Source organism: Streptomyces sp. SD15, from assembly GCF_054462255.1.
Map to the genome: position 1 here is coordinate 1 of NZ_JBTLMO010000047.1, position 18035 is coordinate 18035.

The 18035-nt window shown below is 69.1% G+C and carries 16 protein-coding genes and 2 pseudogenes; 8 read left to right on the forward strand and 10 right to left on the reverse strand.

Annotated elements, in window-relative coordinates:
* Nucleotides 1-242 precede the first annotated feature (242 nt).
* Together ACX28W_RS33925 and ACX28W_RS33930 are read right to left on the reverse strand one after the other, a co-directional pair.
* On the reverse strand, nucleotides 243-617 hold the full coding sequence (locus ACX28W_RS33925) for a hypothetical protein (protein WP_459003841.1): 375 nt from the start codon (nucleotides 615-617) through the stop codon (nucleotides 243-245).
* A gap of 84 nt (nucleotides 618-701) precedes the next feature.
* Nucleotides 702-896, reverse strand: coding sequence for a hypothetical protein (locus ACX28W_RS33930; protein ID WP_459003842.1), 195 nt, complete (start codon nucleotides 894-896; stop codon nucleotides 702-704).
* Nucleotides 897-1541: 645 nt separating this feature from the next.
* Between ACX28W_RS33930 and ACX28W_RS33935 the strand changes: the two genes are divergently transcribed.
* Nucleotides 1542-2759: an acyltransferase family protein gene (locus ACX28W_RS33935; protein WP_459003843.1), complete on the forward strand. Its 1218-nt coding sequence runs from the start codon at nucleotides 1542-1544 to the stop codon at nucleotides 2757-2759.
* A 31-nt stretch (nucleotides 2760-2790) separates the two neighbouring features.
* Here the strand turns inward: ACX28W_RS33935 and ACX28W_RS33940 are convergent, their stop codons facing one another.
* On the reverse strand, nucleotides 2791-3246 hold the full coding sequence (locus tag ACX28W_RS33940; protein ID WP_459003844.1) for an HD domain-containing protein: 456 nt from the start codon (nucleotides 3244-3246) through the stop codon (nucleotides 2791-2793).
* A 226-nt stretch (nucleotides 3247-3472) separates the two neighbouring features.
* The gene (locus ACX28W_RS33945) at nucleotides 3473-4645 is read right to left on the reverse strand and encodes a PP2C family protein-serine/threonine phosphatase (protein ID WP_459003845.1); all 1173 of its coding nucleotides are present in this window, start codon (nucleotides 4643-4645) and stop codon (nucleotides 3473-3475) included.
* 160 nt (nucleotides 4646-4805) lie between these two features.
* On the opposite strand from ACX28W_RS33945, the gene ACX28W_RS33950 reads away from it, so the two are divergent.
* Nucleotides 4806-6035 (forward strand): GNAT family N-acetyltransferase, encoded by a 1230-nt coding sequence (locus ACX28W_RS33950; RefSeq protein ID WP_459003846.1) that lies wholly within the window; start codon nucleotides 4806-4808, stop codon nucleotides 6033-6035.
* 8 nt (nucleotides 6036-6043) lie between these two features.
* On the opposite strand, the gene ACX28W_RS33955 is transcribed toward ACX28W_RS33950, so the two are convergent.
* Both ACX28W_RS33955 and ACX28W_RS33960 read right to left on the reverse strand, forming a co-directional pair.
* Nucleotides 6044-6859 (reverse strand): Fpg/Nei family DNA glycosylase, encoded by an 816-nt coding sequence (locus ACX28W_RS33955; protein WP_459003847.1) that lies wholly within the window; start codon nucleotides 6857-6859, stop codon nucleotides 6044-6046.
* Nucleotides 6860-7192: 333 nt separating this feature from the next.
* Nucleotides 7193-7678, reverse strand: a complete 486-nt coding sequence (locus ACX28W_RS33960; RefSeq protein ID WP_459003848.1) for a ribose-5-phosphate isomerase — start codon at nucleotides 7676-7678, stop codon at nucleotides 7193-7195.
* A gap of 218 nt (nucleotides 7679-7896) precedes the next feature.
* On the opposite strand from ACX28W_RS33960, the gene ACX28W_RS33965 reads away from it, so the two are divergent.
* Nucleotides 7897-9405, forward strand: coding sequence for an amino acid permease (locus ACX28W_RS33965; RefSeq protein ID WP_459003849.1), 1509 nt, complete (start codon nucleotides 7897-7899; stop codon nucleotides 9403-9405).
* Nucleotides 9406-9509: 104 nt separating this feature from the next.
* Here ACX28W_RS33965 and ACX28W_RS33970 read toward each other — a convergent pair whose 3' ends face one another.
* The gene (locus ACX28W_RS33970) at nucleotides 9510-11492 is read right to left on the reverse strand and encodes a serine/threonine-protein kinase (protein WP_459003850.1); all 1983 of its coding nucleotides are present in this window, start codon (nucleotides 11490-11492) and stop codon (nucleotides 9510-9512) included.
* A 232-nt stretch (nucleotides 11493-11724) separates the two neighbouring features.
* Here ACX28W_RS33970 and ACX28W_RS33975 point away from each other — a divergent pair, with 232 nt between their 5' ends.
* Entirely contained in the window at nucleotides 11725-12450 is a 726-nt protein-coding gene (locus ACX28W_RS33975; protein ID WP_459003851.1) for an LPXTG cell wall anchor domain-containing protein, read from the forward strand.
* An 89-nt stretch (nucleotides 12451-12539) separates the two neighbouring features.
* Here the strand turns inward: ACX28W_RS33975 and ACX28W_RS33980 are convergent, their stop codons facing one another.
* Complete coding sequence (locus tag ACX28W_RS33980) at nucleotides 12540-13130, reverse strand: biotin transporter BioY (RefSeq protein ID WP_459003852.1); 591 nt, start codon at nucleotides 13128-13130, stop codon at nucleotides 12540-12542.
* Between the two features lie 299 nt (nucleotides 13131-13429).
* On the opposite strand from ACX28W_RS33980, the pseudogene ACX28W_RS33985 reads away from it, so the two are divergent.
* The 3 genes and pseudogenes from ACX28W_RS33985 to ACX28W_RS33995 all read left to right on the forward strand — a co-directional run.
* Nucleotides 13430-13687 (forward strand): annotated as a pseudogene (locus tag ACX28W_RS33985) (TauD/TfdA dioxygenase family protein); the annotation flags it as partial.
* A 172-nt stretch (nucleotides 13688-13859) separates the two neighbouring features.
* Entirely contained in the window at nucleotides 13860-15248 is a 1389-nt protein-coding gene (locus ACX28W_RS33990; protein WP_459003853.1) for an amino acid permease, read from the forward strand.
* Nucleotides 15249-15581: 333 nt separating this feature from the next.
* Nucleotides 15582-15947, forward strand: a pseudogene (locus tag ACX28W_RS33995) (superoxide dismutase); the annotation flags it as partial.
* Nucleotides 15948-16233: 286 nt separating this feature from the next.
* On the opposite strand, the gene ACX28W_RS34000 reads toward ACX28W_RS33995, so the two are convergent.
* Entirely contained in the window at nucleotides 16234-16890 is a 657-nt protein-coding gene (locus tag ACX28W_RS34000; protein ID WP_459003854.1) for a histidine phosphatase family protein, read from the reverse strand.
* Nucleotides 16891-17019: 129 nt separating this feature from the next.
* Between ACX28W_RS34000 and ACX28W_RS34005 the strand changes: the two genes are divergently transcribed.
* Nucleotides 17020-17244 carry a hypothetical protein gene (locus tag ACX28W_RS34005; protein ID WP_459003855.1) on the forward strand — a complete coding sequence of 75 codons (225 nt, stop codon included), beginning with the start codon at nucleotides 17020-17022 and terminating at the stop codon, nucleotides 17242-17244.
* Here the strand turns inward: ACX28W_RS34005 and ACX28W_RS34010 are convergent.
* A complete protein-coding gene (locus ACX28W_RS34010) occupies nucleotides 17241-17897 on the reverse strand; it encodes a mycothiol-dependent nitroreductase Rv2466c family protein (RefSeq protein ID WP_459003856.1) in 657 nt (218 codons plus the stop codon). The genes ACX28W_RS34005 and ACX28W_RS34010 overlap by 4 nt on opposite strands.
* Between the last annotated feature and the right edge of the window lie 138 nt (nucleotides 17898-18035).

Here is an 18035-nt window from a genome sequence, read left to right on the forward strand (position 1 = left end):
CATGCCAGGAAGATGCCCACCACCAGGCGAGATCACCCAAGGTAACGAAGCACTACTAGGGCCTGTCCGGCGGATCAGGTCGCAGGGAAGCAGCGGCGCCTGATAGTCGCCGGTGAGCGGGGCCTGGTGCGTGCGGCTGCAAGGCGGAGGAGGGCGTCGACGCGGAGCGTCGGCAACCGACGACAACGCCGCAGGTGGGCGTGCCAGGCCCCGCGTCTGCGGCATGATCCGCCGGACAGGCACTAGGCAGCGGTGGCCGGCTCCGCGATCGCGTCGAAGTACTGCCATCCGTCCACTTCGACCACCCGCTCGGATGCGAGGCGGTCCAGGCTGGGCGTGGCGGCGTCCAGGTAGCGGCGGACCGTGCCGGGCTCATAGAGATTGAGGTAGCTGCGGTCCGGGAGACGCACCACGGCTCCGGAGTCGAAGTAGCAGTTCGAGATGACCCGATCCGAGTCCGGCCGGAAAACCAGAGTCAGCCGGCGTCGCGCGCCCTCGGGATAGAGGGAGAGCGTGAGGCTGCAGTCCTCATAGGCGGGCCTCACTCGCTGCCGGACCATCCAGTGCCAGGTCGCGTCGCCCACGACAAGGCGGCGAAGGCGTCGATCGTTCTTCACCGGGGCAGCGTAAGCGGCCAACGGGATACGCGCTCGGGCATTTCACGTCGGCCGGTTGTCGGTCGGGCTCACCATTCGTCCCGCTCAGAAGCTGATCGAGTTGATCGTCTCCGCTATCGAGTCGAGGAACCGTTGGATGGACGGAGCCATACCGGTCGACGCGAGGAAGAAGCCGAAGAGCACCGCGACGACGGCGGGCCCCGCCTTGATCGACCCCCCTCGGATCAACACCACGAGGATGATCGCCAACATCAGTACCACTGACAGCGAGATGGCCACAACTGATCACACCCTACGGTCGGTCCGCTCTCCCGGCCCGGGGGTGCAACCCCGCACACCCCCGCCAGAACCATCGTGCCACCAACCCGGCTTCCGTATGCCGCAGGTGACGCATCGTCAGCCACGGGCATCCGGGCTCCCCTACCCCCGCTCCCCCCCCGTGACCGACGAACTGCGGGGCTCCGCACTGCAATTCGAGTGCACCCGCACGGGAACCCAGAGGGGCCGTTGCCGTGTCCACACATCCTGTTCGCAGGTAATTCGAATTGCTGCCACAGACGCATCGAGGATGCCGAAGACCCGGTCGGCGACGGGTCATTAAAGGCCAATGAAGCGGACATTTCACCAGAGTCGCCCGCGAGCCTTATGCACCATTTAGTCATGACGAATGAGGACAGAGCGACCTCATGGCGGCCTCAGAACGACCTCACCGGTGAGCAAATCCATATGCGGATCCACTTGCGATCCGGCAGGCAGACATCTTCAAATCCCGGGTACTCGCAGGCGATAAGCAGAAATGACATCGAGAGTTTTACGAAGACGCACAGACAGCGCTAGGGTGCCTCAGATGTTCCACGCCGCCTCGTCCCCCGTAAGCGCAGCGAGGTCCCGGATCGTCTCCCCCAGTTCCTGGTGGGAGGGTCTGTGACGAACTCGCTGCGACCGCCCGGCCGTAATCGAGCGCCGCTCCCCCCGGCACAGCAGTCGGCGGAGGGAGTGCCGAGTCCGCACTCACCCCGGAATCAGGCCTCGAAGACCGCTACCCAGACCGCTTCGAAGGCGGCCGTCACCGGCTCCGCTCCGAGTACCGAGCCCGGCAGACAGCGCGACGCCTTCTTCGACAACGCCAAGTACCTGGCGATCGTGCTCGTGGCCATGGGCCATGCCTGGGAGCCGCTGAAGAGCCAGAGCCGCATCCTCGAAGCCGCGTACACGATCGTCTACGCCTTCCACATGCCGGCCTTCATCATCATCTCCGGCTACTTCTCGCGCAGTTTCGACATGCGTCCCGACCGGCTCAAGCGGCTGGTGACCGGTGTCGCCGTGCCCTACATCGTCTTCGAAGTGGCGTACGTCCTCTTCAAGCGCTGGGCCGACGACGATCCGTCCCTGCCGATCAGCCTGCTCGATCCCTGGTATCTCACCTGGTTCCTGTGCGCGCTCCTCATCTGGCGGTTGACAACGCCCCTGTGGAAACTGGTGCGTTGGCCGCTGCCGGTCGCACTGGTCATCGCCATGCTCGGGTCCGTCTCGCCGGACATCGGTGACGACCTGGACCTGCAACGCGTACTGCAGTTCCTGCCGTTCTTCGTCCTGGGTCTGGTCATGAAGCCCGAGCACTTCCAGCTGGTGCGCCGCCGCGAGGTGCGCGTCCTGTCGGTGCCGGTCTTCGCCGCCGCGCTGGCCGTGGGCTGGTGGGCGGTGCCGCGGATGAACACGGCCTGGTTCTACCACCGTGACAGCGCGCAGGAACTGGGCCACCAGTGGTGGGTCGGCCCGGTGATGGTGTGCGTGCTCTTCGGCTGCTCGCTGCTGCTCACCGCGTGCTTCTACTCCTGGGTGCCGCGCCGCAAGATGTGGTTCACCGCTCTCGGCGCGGGCACGCTGTACGGCTATCTGCTGCACGGATTCCTGGTCAAGGGCGGCACCTACTGGGGCTGGTTCGACCACGCGTGGCTGCACCGGCCGCTCGGCGAGATCTTCGTGACGCTTGTCGCGGGTGCGGTCGTCACGCTGCTGTGCACGGCGCCGATCCGGCGGATCTTCCACTTCGCGATGGAGCCCAGGATGGAGTGGGCGTTCAAGCGGGACGCGGCGGAACTGGCCCGGGAACGGGCCGGGGTCGGGTCTGCCAGAGCGTAGGCGGTCTCGCGGGTCTCGCGGTCTCGCGGCCTCATCCCGGCGGGAGGTCGAGCAGCGTCCGCATGGCGACGTACTTCTTCGTCAGCCGTGCACGGGTGTGTTCGTCGAGGGCCGCGAGCCGGGCCGGGTCGGCGTTGTGCGCCAGGTCCGACGCCTTGACCAAGAGGGCCCCCGGAGTCGTGCGAATGCGTTTCGCGTACGACTCCGGGGGCTCTCCGTCGCGTTTGGTGAGCGCCAGCACGATGTCCTTCGTACGGCGGGTCAGTGCGGCCTCGTGCAGCCAGTCCTCGGAGAGTGCGTCGTCCTCGACGGCGTCGTGCAGCCAGGCCGCGGCTATCTGTTCGTCGTCGCCCCCTCGCTCGCGGACGCCGTCCGCGACGGCCTGCAGGTGTTCGGCGTACGGCCGACCCGCCTTGTCGGTCTGGGCGGCGTGCGCCTCGCGGGCGAGGGCCTCGACTTCGGCCAGGGTCAGGAGAGTTTGCGTCACTCCTCCAGTGTCTCTCGAACAGGGGGGAGGGTTTCGTTCGTTCGCCCCCGCCGTCCCTACCCGTCCCACCCTTGGGGGCTCCGCCCCCAAACCCCCGCCATCGCCCGAAGGGCTCGTCCTCAAACGCCGGACGGGCCCGGTATGTCAGCCCGTCCGGCGTTTGAGGACGAGGCCGTTCAGGCCGAAGCGGGGGTCTGGGGGCGGCGGGGGCGAGGAAAGTCGGCCGTCAGCGGGTTGGCGCTGGGGCCTCTCGGCAGATCAGGAGTAGCGCACGGTCGTCGTTCACGTCCTTGGCCACCGCCTCGATGAGGTGCCAGGCGGCACCGTGGAAGCCACCGGCGACATAGCGATCGGCTTCGCCGGTGAGACGGTCGATGCCCTCCACGATGTCGCGGTCGGAGGTTTCCACCAGACCGTCGGTGAAGAGCATCAGAACATCGCCGGGACGCAGCGAACCCTTCACGGAGTCGAACTGGGCGCCGTCGTACACCCCGAGGAGCGGACCGTCCGCGACCTTCTCCTCCCAGCGGCCGCTGCCCGCGCTGAGCTGGAGCCCCGGCGGATGCCCGGCGGAGAAGAGCTCGTAGTCACCGGAGTCGAGGTCGAGGACCAGGTGGATCGAGGTGGCGAACCCCTCGTCCCAGTCCTGGCGGAGAAGGTAGCCGTTGGCGGCGGGGAGGAAGGCATGGGGTGGGAGCGATCCCAGGAGGCCACCGAACGCACCGGACAGGAGCAGCGCCCGCGACCCCGCGTCCATGCCCTTGCCGGAGACATCGGTGAGGACGACTTCGAGGGTCCGGCCGCCGTTGGTACGGGCGGCCACCACGAAGTCCCCGGAGAACGACTGCCCGCCCGCCGGCCGCAGCGCCATCTCGCGGTGCCAGCCCAGCGGCAGCTTCGGCAGCTTGCTCTGCACCCGGATACGCTCGCGCAGGTCGAAGAGCATGGTGCCGCCGCGCCGCCACGGCACCCCGACCCGGCTGCGGAACTGCGCGATCACCAGGCCGAAGAAACCGCAGGCCGCGACGACGAGGACCACGCCCGGCGTCACCCGGGACGGGCCCTCCGTGTACGGGCCGAGTTTCACGGACTCCACTATCAGCGCGCTGGCGGCGGCGGCGTACAGACCGAGCAGGCTGGCGGGGCGCAGGAGGAGGCCTCCGGCCACGATCGGGAGGACCAACGCCGCCGGTGAGCACCAGACCGAGTTGACCAGCGTCGTCGCCGCGATCACCGGGATGGTGAGGAGCAGACCGGCCAGCGCGATCCAGTCGGAACCGTCCCCGCGGAAGTAGTCGACGGCGGATCTGCGCAGGCCGGTGCGGGCCCGGTGCCACTGCTTCTTCAACCGGGCCGTGAACGTATCGGCTTCCGCGCGCCGCTCTCGTCCTGCTGCCATTAGTTCGGGACCCTATCCATCGGACCAGGTGCTTGGCACGGGAGGTCCCACTTGTCCCCCGTCCGAGCGCTCAACATCACAGCGAACTGCACGGCGGGCCCCCTTCCGGCCGAGTGGAAATCCCCTCGCCCGTACCGCATTGCCCTGGTAGGCATGGCTTATGACGACTGACTTGCGGGTGCTGCGGCAGGACGACTGGGATACGTGGTACGACAACCTGCTCCGCGCCTTCGGCGGGATGAGAGAGTCGTCCGAGGAGCGCGAGCTGTCGAGCGCGCTCACAGAGTACGACCGTTCCCTGGGCGTCTGGGACGGCAACGAGTGCGTGGGCACCGCGAGCGCCTTCTCCTTCCGGGTCACCGTCCCCGGCGGCGCCTGCGTACCGGCCGCCGGCATCACGATGGTGAGCGTCGCGGCCACACACCGGCGGCGCGGACTGCTGACGTCCATGATGCGGCGGCAGTTGGACGACATCCGCTCGTGGGGCGAGCCGCTCGCCGTCCTGACCGCCTCGGAGCCGATGATCTACAGCCGGTTCGGCTACGGCATCGCGACGCACCAGCACAATGTCGAGATCGACACGACCCGGGTCCGGCTGTCCGTCCCGCCCGGCACCGATGACGTACGGCTGCGGTACGCCGTGCCGGCCGACGTGCTCGACGCGTGCGAGGCGGTGTACGCACGACTGGTTCCGGGGCGGCCCGGCATGCTGGCGCGGCAGCCCGGCTGGGATCGGGCGATGCTGCTGGACCGGGAAAACGGGCGGGACGGCGCGTCGCCGTTGCAGTGCGTGGTCGCCGAGCGGGACGACGCGGTCGTCGGCTACGCCCGGTACCGGATCAAGCCGGGCCACGACCACGGCGGCCCCAGGAACACGATCGTCCTGGATGAACTGGAGGCACTCGGCCCGGCTGCGCACGCGGCGCTGTGGCGGTTCCTCTTCGACATCGACCTCGCCTCCACGCTCCGTGCCCACAACCGCCCCGTGGACGAGGCCTGGCAGCACATGGTGTCCGACATCCGTCGCTGCGGTGTGCGGACGCGGGACTCACTGCACGTACGGCTCGTCGATGTCGGCGCCGCGCTGGAGGCGCGGACGTATCAGGCGCCGGTGGACGTGGTGTTCGAGGTCGAGGACGCGTTCTGCCCCTGGAACGAGGGGCGTTGGCGGCTCACCGGCGACGCCAAGGGCGCGACCTGCGCGCGTACGGGTGACGCGGCCGATCTCTCGCTGTCCGTACGGGAGTTGGGAGCGGCGTATCTCGGCGGGGCGTCCCTGGCCTCGCTCGCGGCGGCGGGGCGGGTGCGCGAGCTGCGGCAGGGGGCACTGACGGAGGCCTCGGTGGGGTTCTCGTCGACGGTCGCGCCCTGGCTGCCGCACGGGTTCTGAGCCCACGGTCAGATTGCTTGGCAGGTCGGGCACCAGAAGAGATTGCGGGCGGCGAGACCGGCGGTGCGGATCTCGCCGCCACAGATGTGGCAGGGCTGGTTCGCCCTGCGGTACACGTAGACCTCGCCGCCGTGGTCGTCCACGCGCGGTGGGCGGCCCATGGCCTCGGGCGTGTGTTCCAGGCGGACGGTGTCGATGCGGTTGTTGCGGACGCCTTCGCGCATCAGCGCGACGAGGTCCGACCAGACGGCGTCCCACTCCTTGGGAGTGATGTCCTTGCCCGCGCGGTACGGGTCGATGCCGTGCCGGAAGAGGACCTCCGCGCGGTAGACGTTACCCACGCCCGCGATGATCTTCTGGTCCATGAGGAGGGCGGCGATCGTCGTACGGCTGCGGGAGACGCGGTGGTACGCGGCCGACGGGTCGGCGTCGGGGCGCAGCGGGTCCGGGCCCAGACGGTCGTGTATCGCCTGTTTCTCGTCGTCCGTGATCAGGGCGCAGGTGGTGGGGCCGCGCAGATCGACGTACGACGTGGGGTTCGCGAGGCGGAGGCGGACCGTTTCGGCGGGGGGCGGGGCGGGGGCGTCGCCGAAGTTCACCTTGCCGAAGAGGCCGAGGTGGATGTGGATCCAGTCGGTAGCGCCGCGGAAGGCCAGGAAGAGGTGTTTGCCGTGGGCTTCCGTGTGGTCGAGAGCGGCGCCGTCGAGGAGGGTGGCGGCGTCGGCGAACTTGCCCTGCGGGCTGGTTACGCGGGTGGGGGTGCCGCCGCCGAACCTGGCCTCGTAGTCCTCGGCCAGCCGGTGAATCGTGTGCCCCTCGGGCACGGGGTCCTCCTGTTTGTGCGGGTGGCCGACGGCGGCTCGGGGGTGTGTTCGCCCCCGCCGCCCCTACCCTCCCCCAAGCTCTCGACTTCGCTCGAGCAGGGGGGACCCCCATCATCCCCGGGGGCTCCGCCCCCGGACCCCCGGCAGGTGGTTGTTTTGCTGCGGGAGGGTGGGGGCTGGGCGCGCAGTTCCCCGCGCCCCTGACCACTTCCAGCCCGTCCGGCGTTTGAGGACGAGGCCGTTCAGGCCGAACGGGGGTCTGGGGGCGGAGCCCCCAGGAACGGGATGGGACGGGTAGGGGCGGCGGGGGCGAGAAACCAACCCCGCCGGGGGCTACGACTGCGGGTGGTGGGCCGGGATGGGCGGCAGGGCGCCCGTCGTCTCGTACTCCGAGAGCATGTCGATGCGGCGGATGTGACGCTCGTCGCCGGAGAACGGCGTACCGAGGAAGGTCTCGACGAACTTGGTCGCCTCTTCCTGGGTGTGCATGCGCGCGCCGACAGCCACGACGTTGGCGTTGTTGTGCTGGCGGCCCAGCGACGCCGTCTCCTCGCTCCAGGCGAGCGCGGCACGCACCCCGTCCACCTTGTTCGCGGCGATCTGCTCACCGTTGCCCGAGCCGCCGATCACGATGCCGAGGGCGTCGGGGTCGGCCGCCGTGCGCTCCGCGGCGCGCAGGCAGAACGGCGGATAGTCGTCCTGGGCGTCGTAGATGAGGGGGCCGCAGTCGACGGGCTCGTGGCCGGCGGCCTTGAGCCACTCGACGAGGTGGTTCTTGAGTTCGAAACCGGCATGATCGGAGCCGAGATACACGCGCATGCTCCGAGTGTGACACGCCTGTTTCGGACCGGCCTCGCGGGGTGCCGCCAACGAAAACTGTGAGCAACACTACAAACCTAATGGAAAGCTCAGGTAACGATCTGGATTCAGAGGTTCACGAATTCCTTTACCTCAGATTCACTGGACCGGCTTGTTACACCGCTCGCACGAGTCCCCACCTCACTCGTGCGCACCCGGCGCAAAGGAATTCCCCCCTCATGACCTCGCAGCCGACCCCCACAAAGGCCGCAAGCGGCCCCGGAGGCCCCGAAGAACCTGGTGGCCTCCACGCCGGACTCAAGAACCGTCACCTCTCCATGATCGCCATCGGTGGTGTCATCGGAGCCGGGCTCTTCGTGGGCTCCAGCTCCGGTATCGCCACCGCCGGACCCGGCATCCTCCTGTCGTACGCCCTCGTCGGCACGCTCGTGGTGCTGGTGATGCGGATGCTCGGCGAGATGTCCGCCGCCAATCCGACCTCCGGCTCCTTCTCCGCCCACGCCGACCGCGCGCTCGGACGCTGGGCCGGGTTCTCGATCGGCTGGCTGTACTGGTTCTTCTGGGTGGTCGTGCTCGCCGTCGAGGCGACCGCCGGGGCCAAGATCCTCGAAGGGTGGATTCCCGCCGTTCCGCAGTGGGGGTGGGCGCTCATCGTGATGATCGTGCTCACCGCGACCAACCTCGTCTCCGTCGGCTCGTACGGTGAATTCGAGTTCTGGTTCGCCGGGATCAAGGTCGTGGCGATCGGCGCGTTCATCGTGGTCGGCGGGCTCGCCATCTTCGGATTGCTGCCGGGCGTCGACGCCCAGCAGGCCGGCCTCGGGAACCTCACCGACCACGGCGGCTTCCTGCCCAACGGGCCCGGCGCGATTCTCACCGGCGTGCTCCTGGTCGTCTTCTCCTTCATGGGCAGTGAGATCGCGACCCTCGCGGCCGGCGAGTCCGAGGACCCGCAGCGGGCCGTCACCAAGTCCACGAACAGCATCATCTGGCGGATCGGCGTCTTCTACCTCGGCTCGATCTTCGTCATCGTGGCCCTGCTGCCGTGGAACGACCCGTCCATCAAGGACAAGGGCTCGTACGTCGCCGCCCTCGACTCCCTCGGTATCGCGAACGCCGGTCAGATCATGAACTTCATCGTGCTGACGTCCGTGCTGTCCTGCCTCAACTCCGGGCTCTACACGGCCTCCCGCATGGCCTTCTCACTCGGCCGGCGCGGGGACGCGCCCAAGGCCTTCGCGAAGACGACCTCGCGCGGTGTGCCGCTGGCCGCCATCGTCGTCTCGGTCGTCTTCGGCTTCGTGGCCGTCTTCTTCAACTACAAGTTCCCGGACTCGGTCTTCCTCTTCCTGGTCAACTCCTCCGGCGCGGTGGCCCTGTTCGTCTGGCTGGTCATCTGCTTCTCCCAGCTGCGGATGCGGAAGATCATCCAGCGCGAGTCGCCGGAGAAGCTCGTCGTGAAGATGTGGCTGTACCCGTACCTGACCTGGGCGGCCGCCGCGCTGATCGTCTTCGTGCTCGGCTACATGCTGACCGACACGGAGCACGACGGGCGCGAGACCGTACTGCTGTCGCTGCTCGTCGCCGCGGTGGTGCTGGCGATCGCCCTGGTGAAGGAGAAGCTGCGCGGCGGAGCCAAGGCGGCGAAGGCCGCGGGCACCGATACGGAAACCAGTGCGCCGCTGGGTGGCGGAGAGCCGGCCGACGCCGTGTCCGACGCTCGCTGAGCGCGGTGGCATGAGGGGAGGGGGTCCGGGGCAGTGCGGTCGCACTGCCCCGGACCCCCTCCCCTTTCTTTGTGTGTGCGTGTTTCTCCGCGTGTGCGCGCGGCTCACAGGGGCGTGAAGCTCTTCTTGACCTCGTCGTAGACGCGGATCGCGGCGGCCTCGATGTCCGGGTGGTACCAGGTGCTGATCTCGTAGGACGTGCCGCCCGAGCGGAAGCCGAGCAGCCGGACGTGCCAGAGGCGTCCCTTGGCGGTGACGGAGTACTCCCAGGAGACCGCGGGGGCGTTGCGGAACGTGGTGCGCTCCAGGCGGATCCGCTGGTAGTTCAGCCCCTTGCTGGTGTCCGCCTCCGCCTGCTGCCACTGCGCCAGCAGGTCGCCCCGGGCAGGCCTCGCGTTCGCCACGATCTCCTGTGCGCGGTCGGGCGAGGTGTAGTGCACCTCGGAGCCGCTCTGCGCCACCCGCTGCCAGCTCTTGGGCGGGACCCATGCGTACAGCCCGGCCTCCTTGCGGGCGCCCGCGGGCAGGCTCGGCGGCCGGGACGTGCCCTCGACGGTGGGTGACGGGGAGGAGACCGTCGACACCGATGAGGAGGAGGAGGACGGGGACGCGCCGTTCGTGTCGCGGGAGGACCCGTCGGTCATCGCGACGATGAGCCAGACAGCGGCGCCCGCGACCACCACACCACCGGCTGCGGCGAACCCCATCCTGCGCCGGCTCCGCCGCGGGCCTGACGGCACGACGGGGCCGGGGAGTTCACCCGGCGGCAACGCTGCGGATCCGGGGACTGTCGGGTATGTCGCGAGGGACGCGGGGGAGGAAGGGGCTGGGGAGGGGATGGGGGTTGGGGTTGGGGTTGGGGTTGGGGCTGGGGTTGGGGACGGGGACGGGGACGGGGAGGGGGCTTCCGAGCGGACCTGCGAGTGCGCCTCGGTGGCGGGGGGTTCGGCGGCTGCGGTGGGCAAGGGCTCGGGTGTGGCCTGCCCGGGGTCGGGTGGGCTCTTCTGCGTGTGAGTGCGTTGCGCTGGTATCGCGTCGTGGACGGAATCGGGCTCGGACTCGGACTCGGATTGATGTTCGGGCTCGGGCTGAGGTTCGGGCTCAGGTTCGGACTCGCGCTCACGCTCCGGCTCCGGTTGCGGCTGCGGCTGCGGCTGCGACGGCGGGCTCTGTGCCGCGCGTATGAGCTCCGCTTCCAGGAGCACGGGAGTGCGCGACTCCTCATGGGCGGGGGGTACGGGCGGCACGAGTTCCGGCGGTTCGGGCGTCTCTTGTGCTTGCGGTGCTTGTGGTGCTTGTGGCATCTGTCGCGTCGGGGCGGGCTCGCTCTCTCCCTCCGGGAACGCGATCGGCCGCAACGCCGTCCCCAGTTCGTCCAGGCCGGGCCGAGTCGACGGTTCCTTGTCCAGGAGGGCAGCCAGGATGTCCCGCAAGTCACCTGCGGAGGAGGGAAGTTCCGGCTCCTCGTACAGCACGGCGTGCAGCGTCGCCAGGGTGGTCGCGCGGGAGAACGGGGAGCGTCCGCCGAGGGCCGCGCAGAGCGTCGCACCGAGGGACCACACGTCGGACGGCGGGCCCTGCGGGCGGCCGGAGACGCGCTCGGGCGCCATGTAGTCGGGTGAGCCCACCAGCATCCCGACCATGGTGAGCGCCTCCGCGTCCTGGAGTGCGGCGATACCGAAGTCGGTGAGAACGACCCGCCGGCCGCGCCGCTCGACCAGGACGTTGCCCGGCTTGATGTCCCGGTGCAGCACTCCCCCGGCGTGCACCTGGCTCAGGGCCGCCACCAGTTCGAGCCCGATCCGGGCCACGGCGGGCGGGGCGAGCGGGCCGTCCTCCACCACCATCTGTTCGAGGGAACGGCCTGCGACCAGTTCCATGACGATCCACAGTCGCTCGCCCTCGTCCACGACGTCGTAGATACGCACCACGTTGGGATGGTCGATCCGGGCCGTGGCCCTGGCTTCGCGCAGCGTGCGTTCCCGGCGGGTGCGGGTGTCCTCCGGATCGAGTCCGTCGATCCGCATTTCCTTGACGGCGACCAGCCGGTCGAGCATTTCGTCGGTCGCTCGCCACACCCGCCCCATTCCCCCCTGCCCAATACTCTCGGCCAATCGATATCGACCCGTCACCAATAATCCCGGAACGCCACCACGCGTATTCCCCGTCAATCCCCTGCACCCCCTCAACACCCGCCACAATCGCCCGTCACAGCAGAAACATAATGGTCACACTTCACGCCGTACCAGCATAGTGTGGAGAAATCTTGTGGTACCTCTTCAAGTACTGCGAATTCAGGCGCAGCCAAGGGGGACGAACATGAGTTCTCGTCACACGACGACCATCGCGGGATCGCTGCTCGCGGCATCTTTCTCGGCCGTGATGATCCTTTCCTACACCGCCGTCGCGGACGACCAGGGGCCGGGAAGCAGCAAGGGAGGAAAGGCAGTCGACGAGGCACCGGCGGGCGTCAAGCTGACCACGGAACTGCCCGAGAAGATCACGGTCGACAACAGCTCGCAGGAGACGGCGATTACCGCCACCGTAAAGAATGAGGGGACCAAGGAAAGCGACAAGATCCGGCTTTTGGTGGTCGGTTTCGACGGCCTCCAGGTCAAGAGCGTCAAGGGCTGCACCGCGATGGCCGAAGCGGATCTGCCCGAGGGGTCGAACAGTGGTTTCATTTGCGATGTCGGTAATCTCGCGGCCGGAAAGTCGAAGTCGTACGCCGTCGACGCGACCTTCGACCTGAGCAAGACCGGAAAGATCTGCCTGCCGGTCCAGGACAGCGACGGGAAAAAGACGTTCTGGCAGCAGGGACCGGTGCCGTTCGGTGCGGCGAACCCGTCGCCGAACGCCCCCACCACCCCGCTTCTCCTCGACACCGAGAACAACCCGGTGACACCCGGCGGCGACCAGCTGCCCGAGACCGGCGTCGAGAATGACGTCCTACCACTCGGTGCGGCGGGGGCGGCGCTCATCTCTGCCGGGGCGGTGGGCCTGTGGTGGGCGCGGCGACGACCCCGGCAACAGCAGCAGTCCTGAGCCCGCTCACAGACAAAGCGGGCCGGGATGCCCTGTGTGGCATCCCGGCCCGCTTTTCCGCAGGAACCTTTTCCGCAGGAACTACGGCGTCACCGGTTGAGGAACTTCCAGGCCGTGGGCAGCACACCCATCGCCAGCGCCGCCTTGAGGGCGTCGCCGATCAGGAACGGGGTGAGGCCCGCCGCGATCGTCGCGCTGAACGACATGCCGGTGGCGGCGGCCAGGTACGGGAGGCCGACCGCGTAGATGATCGCCTCGCCCAGCAGCATCGTGCCCGCCATGCGCAGCATCGAGCGGTCGGCGCCGCGGCGTGCGAGCGCGCCCACGGCGGCGGAGGCGAACAGCATGCCGAGGACGTAGCCGAGGGAGGGGGCCGCGGCGCCGGAGCCGCCTTCGGCGAACCACGGCATGCCTGCCATGCCGACCAGCGCGTACACGAGGAGCGACAGGAAGCCGCGGCCCGCGCCCAGCGCCGTGCCCACGAGGAGGGCGGCGAAGGTCTGGCCGGTCACCGGTACCGGGGAGCCCGGCACGGGCAGCGCGATCTGGGCGGCGAGGCCGGTGAGCGCGGCGCCACCGAGCACGAGGGCGGCGTCCCTGACGCGGGAGGCCGGCAGCAGGTCGGCGAGGACCTCGCCGGGGCGGATGCCTGTGCGGGACGTGGCGGCAGCGGTGCTCATGGGGACTCCGGCGGGTGGCTGGGGTTCGGGACACGGTGACGCTATCCCAGGGGGCTTGCGGGGATCACCATCAGCGCTCGACAAAGCGGGGATCGGGGGGTTGGTGGATCTCTGACAAAGAGTGCGGTGTACACCTGCGGGGGCGTGATGCTGGTCACTGGGGTGGGGTCGTCTTGTCCGCGGAGGGGGGTGGCTGGGGACTGTAGAGTCCCGCCAAATCGGCCACACCCGGCGCCGTGCCCGGCGGGTTCTTCGCCCCCGCGGCCGCAAGATCCATCCACCGCGCCACAAGGGGACGTGGCGAGTCCCGCAAGATCCTCGACCTGTTCCAGTCGTACGTCACCCGCCCGGAGAACGTCCTGCGTCACCGCTGGTCGCCGAACCAGCTCGTGCTGTTCGACAACCGGATCACCCAGCACTACGCCATCGACAACTACGACGGCCTGCCGCGCCGCCTGCACCGCGTGACCGTCGCCGGTGACGTGCCGGTCGGAATCGAGGGCAAGGAGAGCCACTCGATCGCGGGCGACGCCTCGCACCACACGTCCGTGGCATGACGCCCGGATGACCCATAGGTGACCATTCCTTTACGTTGCGTACGGCGCGCGTCCGCATACTGGGCAGCCTCTTCCTCTGAGCGGAGAGGCTGCCCAGACTGTGGGGGTTTTTGCCCACACGCACGTTCTCGTGCGTACGCACGCACTCGCACGTAAGGGACCACCCGCACCCATGTCCCGCACCACCCTCGACGCCCCGCCCGGTACGACCGACACGGGCGTCTCCCTCTCCCACGGCCTCAAGCAGCGCCACCTCTCGATGATCGCCCTCGGCGGGGTGATCGGCGCGGGCCTGTTCGTCGGCTCCGGCGCGGGTATCGCCGCTGCCGGACCGTCGATCGTGATCGCGTACGCCGTCTCCGGTCTGCTCGTCATGCTGGTGATGCGGATGCTCGGCGAGATGTCGGCCGCGTATCCGTCCTCGGGCTCCTTCTCGGCGCACGCCGAGCGGGCGATCGGCCCCTGGGCCGGCTTCACCGCCGGCTGGTCGTTCTGGGTCCTGCTCTGCACGGCCGTCGGCCTGGAGGGCATCGGCGCGGCGAAGATCGTCACCGGCTGGCTGCCCGGTACCCCCGAGTGGGCCTGGGTGGCCCTCTTCATGGTGGTCTTCTGCACCGCGAACCTCGCCGCCGTGAAGAACTTCGGCGAGTTCGAGTTCTGGTTCGCCGCGTTGAAGGTCGGCGCGATCAGCCTGTTCCTCGTCCTCGGCGTGCTGGCCATCGCCGGGGTGCTGCCCGGCACGGACTCCCCCGGGGCCTCGAACCTGAGCGACTTCCTGCCGCACGGCAGCGAGGGGCTGGTCATCGGCCTGCTCGCGTCGGTCTTCGCGTACGGCGGTCTGGAGACCGTGACGATCGCGGCGGCCGAGTCCGAGAACCCGGTCCAGGGCGTGGCGAGCGCGGTCCGTACGGCGATGTGGCGCATCGCGCTCTTCTACATCGGCTCGATGGCGGTCATCGTCACCCTCGTCCCGTGGGACTCCAAGGAGGTCGTCGAGAAGGGCCCGTACGTCGCCGCCCTGGACCAGCTGGGCATCCCGGGCGCCGGTCAGCTGATGAACGTGGTCGTCCTGGTGGCCCTGCTCTCGGCGATGAACGCCAACATCTACGGCTCCTCGCGCATCGCCTACTCGCTGGTGGAGCGGGGTCAGGGCCCGAAGGCGCTGGGCGCGGTGTCCGGCGGGGTTCCGCGCGTCGCCGTGCTGGTCTCCTGCGTCTTCGGCTTCGTCTGCGTACTGCTGAGCTACTGGCGGCCCGACGACGTCTTCCCCTGGCTGCTGAACATGATCGGTGCGGTGATCCTGGTCGTCTGGATCTTCATCGCGGTGTCGCAGCTGCGGCTGCGGCGCACGGTGGAGCGCGAGGCGCCCGAGAGGCTGGTCGTACGGATGTGGCTGTTCCCGGCGCTGACGTGGGTGGCGCTGGCCGGTATGGTCGCGATCTTCGTCCTGATGGCCCGGGAGCCGGACACGCGGGTGCAGCTGTACTCGACGGGCGGGATGACGCTGCTCCTGGCGGCGGTCGGGTACGCCTGGCAGCGGGCGCGCGTCACCGGCAACTGACGTCCCTCACCCGTGAAAGGCCCTCGCGTACGCCACGCGAGGGCCTTTTTGTTGCTAACGTGCAGTTGCAATATGTTCGCAATAAGAGATCGGAGGGGACTCGTCGTGCCCGCCCAAACAACCTCTCCTGTTCGAACACGCGCGCGGTTGATCACTCGCTGTGGTGGGCATCACCAGTTGTCAACCCCCGGTGGCCCCAGTCCCGATACGTTGGCGGAGGCAGGTCAGCGATCTGCCCGGCGGCCGGGAGGGTCGTCGCCGGACGGGCCTCACCGCCGTCAAACTCCCCGGAGCGATCCAGGGGAGAGTCTCCAGCCCTCGGGCAGGAGAGAACTCCAATGGCACAACATGAGCGGAAACGGTGGCATCGAGCTGAAGTTCCCACGGGACTTCGGCTCCTTTGCCTTGCCCCGGCCAGCGCCGCGACCACGCAGGGCTCCGGCTGGGGCGTCCTCGCCCATGAACCGCTCAGCGGCCGGCTGATCGTCGAGCAGGTCTACGACCACCAGGGCAACGTCGGCCAGGGCGCGACCCCGATCCTGGTCTTCGACGCCTGGGAGCACGCCTTCTACCTCCAGTACAAGAACCAGAAGGTCGACTTCGTCCGAGGCCATGTGGCAGGTCGTCAACTGGCAGGACGTGGCCCGCCGTTACGCCGCAGCGAAGTCCCGCGCGGATGTGTTGCTGCTCGCCCCCTGAGGGATGTATGAAACGTCCTGCTCGTGATCGTCTTCTCACCCTTCACGCGGCAGGCGGAGAAACGGGAGCCCCCGCGAGGACGTGACTCGCGGGGGCCTTCCCCTCCCCAGGGTCCACCGATCGGTGGACGACAAGTTCAACCGAGTACCCGTGTCCGCCAACTGGCCTGGCCGGGCAGGCTTTTGGGCATGAACTCATTCACCGTGGGCGTGGCGCGCTGGAGCGCTCGGCACCCTTGTCGGTGGTGGCGATGGAGCGGGGGTTGCTGCGGCGGCCCTGAGGCCGCTCAGCCGCACGGCACGTTGAGGGACAGCAAGGCCGCGGTCCCGTCCGTCATCCGGAGTTCGGTGACCGCCGCGTTGCCCAGCCGCGGGAGCACCCGGCGGTATTCGCCCAGCGGGATGGACAGCAGGGAACAGAGCACCAGCCGGAGCAGGGTGTTGTGGGCGACGACCAGGACGCGTTCGCCGGGGTGGGCGCTCGCGATGCGGCGCAGCACGGCGGCGCCGCGGGCCGCGGCGGTCCGGGGGTCCTCCGCCTCCGGGAAGGGGTACGACACCGGGCAGGTCCGGAACGCCTTCGCCCGCGCCGGGTTCTCGGCCTCGAACTCGGCGAGGGTGCGGCCCTCCACGACGCCGAAGTCGCATTCGCGCAGGGCGGGTTCGCGGTGCGCGGCGAGGCCGAGGGCGCGGCAGGCGGGTTCGGCGGTGGCGACGGCACGAGAGAGCGTCGACGTCCAGACGGCGTCCACGGGGTGGGCGGCGATCCAGCGGCCGAGGGCCTCCGCCTGAGCCCGGCCCTCATCCGTGAGGGGGACGTCACTCACTCCCGCGTAGCGGTTCTCGGCGTGCCAGACGGTCTGGCCGTGCCGGGCCAGCAGCAGGGTCGTGCCCGCCAGAGGTGCGGGGCTCATGGCGTCGGTCGCGCTCGTCGTCGTACTCATGACCCCGCAGTATCCAGGTCGAGGCCTGCTCGCGCGGGCGGGTCGGCGAAAAGCGGAATGGCTCTTGCCGGAACCCCCTGGGGGCTTAGGATCGCGGGTCCAGGAGATCCGTCCGGTGCGGAGGTGCTCGTGAGCAAGTACTTGGACTGCCTGAACTGCGGCACGATGCAGAACTTCCGCCTGCTGGAACCCCCCGAGAAGGCGGCGGTCAAAGTGATCACGCAGGCGGACTACGTGGATGACTACTGGCGCTGCGAGGCCGCCCGCTGCCTGCGGTTCCAGCGCTGGTACGCCAAGGGGGACGGGGGCACCCTCCCCGAGGAGTTCCTGGCCCCCGCCCCGGACAGGACCTAGAGGTTGCTGAAGTCCGGCCCCGCCGTCCGCGTCCGCTTGATCTCGTAGAAGCCCGGGGTCGAGGCGACGAGCAGCGTGCCGTCCCAGAGCCTGCCGGCGGCCTCACCCTTCGGGGCCGGGGTGACGACCGGACCGAAGAAGCCGACCTGCTCGCCGTCGGCGCCCGGGACCGCGATCACCGGCGTGCCGACGTCCTGGCCGACCTTCTCGATGCCCTCCTTGTGGGAGGCACGCAGCTCGGCGTCGAACTCGAAGTCCTCCTGGTCGGCGTAGTCGATCAGGTCGGCGGGGAGGCCGACCTCGTCGAGGGCCGCCACGATCGCCTCGCGGGTCGGGCCCTGGCCGTCGTTGTGGAAGCGGGTGCCGAGCGCGGTGTAGAGCGGGCCGAGGACATCGTCGCCGTGCTTCTGCCAGGCGGCGGTCACGACGCGGATCGGCTGCCACGCGGTGGTGGCCAGCATCTCGCGGTACTCCTCGGGCAGCTCGTCCAGCTTGGGCTCGTTCAGCACGGCGAGGCTCATGATGTGCCAGCGGACCTCGATGTCCCGGACCTTCTCCACTTCCAGGACCCAGCGCGAGGTCATCCAGGCCCAGGGGCAGAGCGGGTCGAACCAGAAGTCGACGGGGGTCTTGGCGGAGGTCGTCTCGGGCATGTCGCTCCTCGGAAGATGGTCTTTCCCCAGCCAACACCGACGGTCGCCCGCCCCATTCCCGGTGTCCGCCGCCGTTCCCACTGTCCGGCGTCAGGGGCCCATGGCAGGATCGGCCCTGTCCGCTATATCGCCATGACA

What these genes read in the sequence shown, in the direction of transcription:
- ACX28W_RS33945 (WP_459003845.1), bottom strand. Translation starts at nt 4,645, where the DNA reads ATGGCAGCAGGACGAGAGCGGCGCGCGGAAGCCGATACGTTCACGGCC.
- ACX28W_RS33950 (WP_459003846.1), top strand. Translation starts at nt 4,806, where the DNA reads ATGACGACTGACTTGCGGGTGCTGCGGCAGGACGACTGGGATACGTGG.
- ACX28W_RS33960 (WP_459003848.1), bottom strand. Translation starts at nt 7,678, where the DNA reads ATGCGCGTGTATCTCGGCTCCGATCATGCCGGTTTCGAACTCAAGAAC.
- ACX28W_RS33965 (WP_459003849.1), top strand. Translation starts at nt 7,897, where the DNA reads ATGACCTCGCAGCCGACCCCCACAAAGGCCGCAAGCGGCCCCGGAGGC.
- ACX28W_RS33970 (WP_459003850.1), bottom strand. Translation starts at nt 11,492, where the DNA reads ATGGGGCGGGTGTGGCGAGCGACCGACGAAATGCTCGACCGGCTGGTC.
- ACX28W_RS33975 (WP_459003851.1), top strand. Translation starts at nt 11,725, where the DNA reads ATGAGTTCTCGTCACACGACGACCATCGCGGGATCGCTGCTCGCGGCA.
- ACX28W_RS33980 (WP_459003852.1), bottom strand. Translation starts at nt 13,130, where the DNA reads ATGAGCACCGCTGCCGCCACGTCCCGCACAGGCATCCGCCCCGGCGAG.
- ACX28W_RS33990 (WP_459003853.1), top strand. Translation starts at nt 13,860, where the DNA reads ATGTCCCGCACCACCCTCGACGCCCCGCCCGGTACGACCGACACGGGC.
- ACX28W_RS34000 (WP_459003854.1), bottom strand. Translation starts at nt 16,890, where the DNA reads ATGAGTACGACGACGAGCGCGACCGACGCCATGAGCCCCGCACCTCTG.
- ACX28W_RS34010 (WP_459003856.1), bottom strand. Translation starts at nt 17,897, where the DNA reads ATGCCCGAGACGACCTCCGCCAAGACCCCCGTCGACTTCTGGTTCGAC.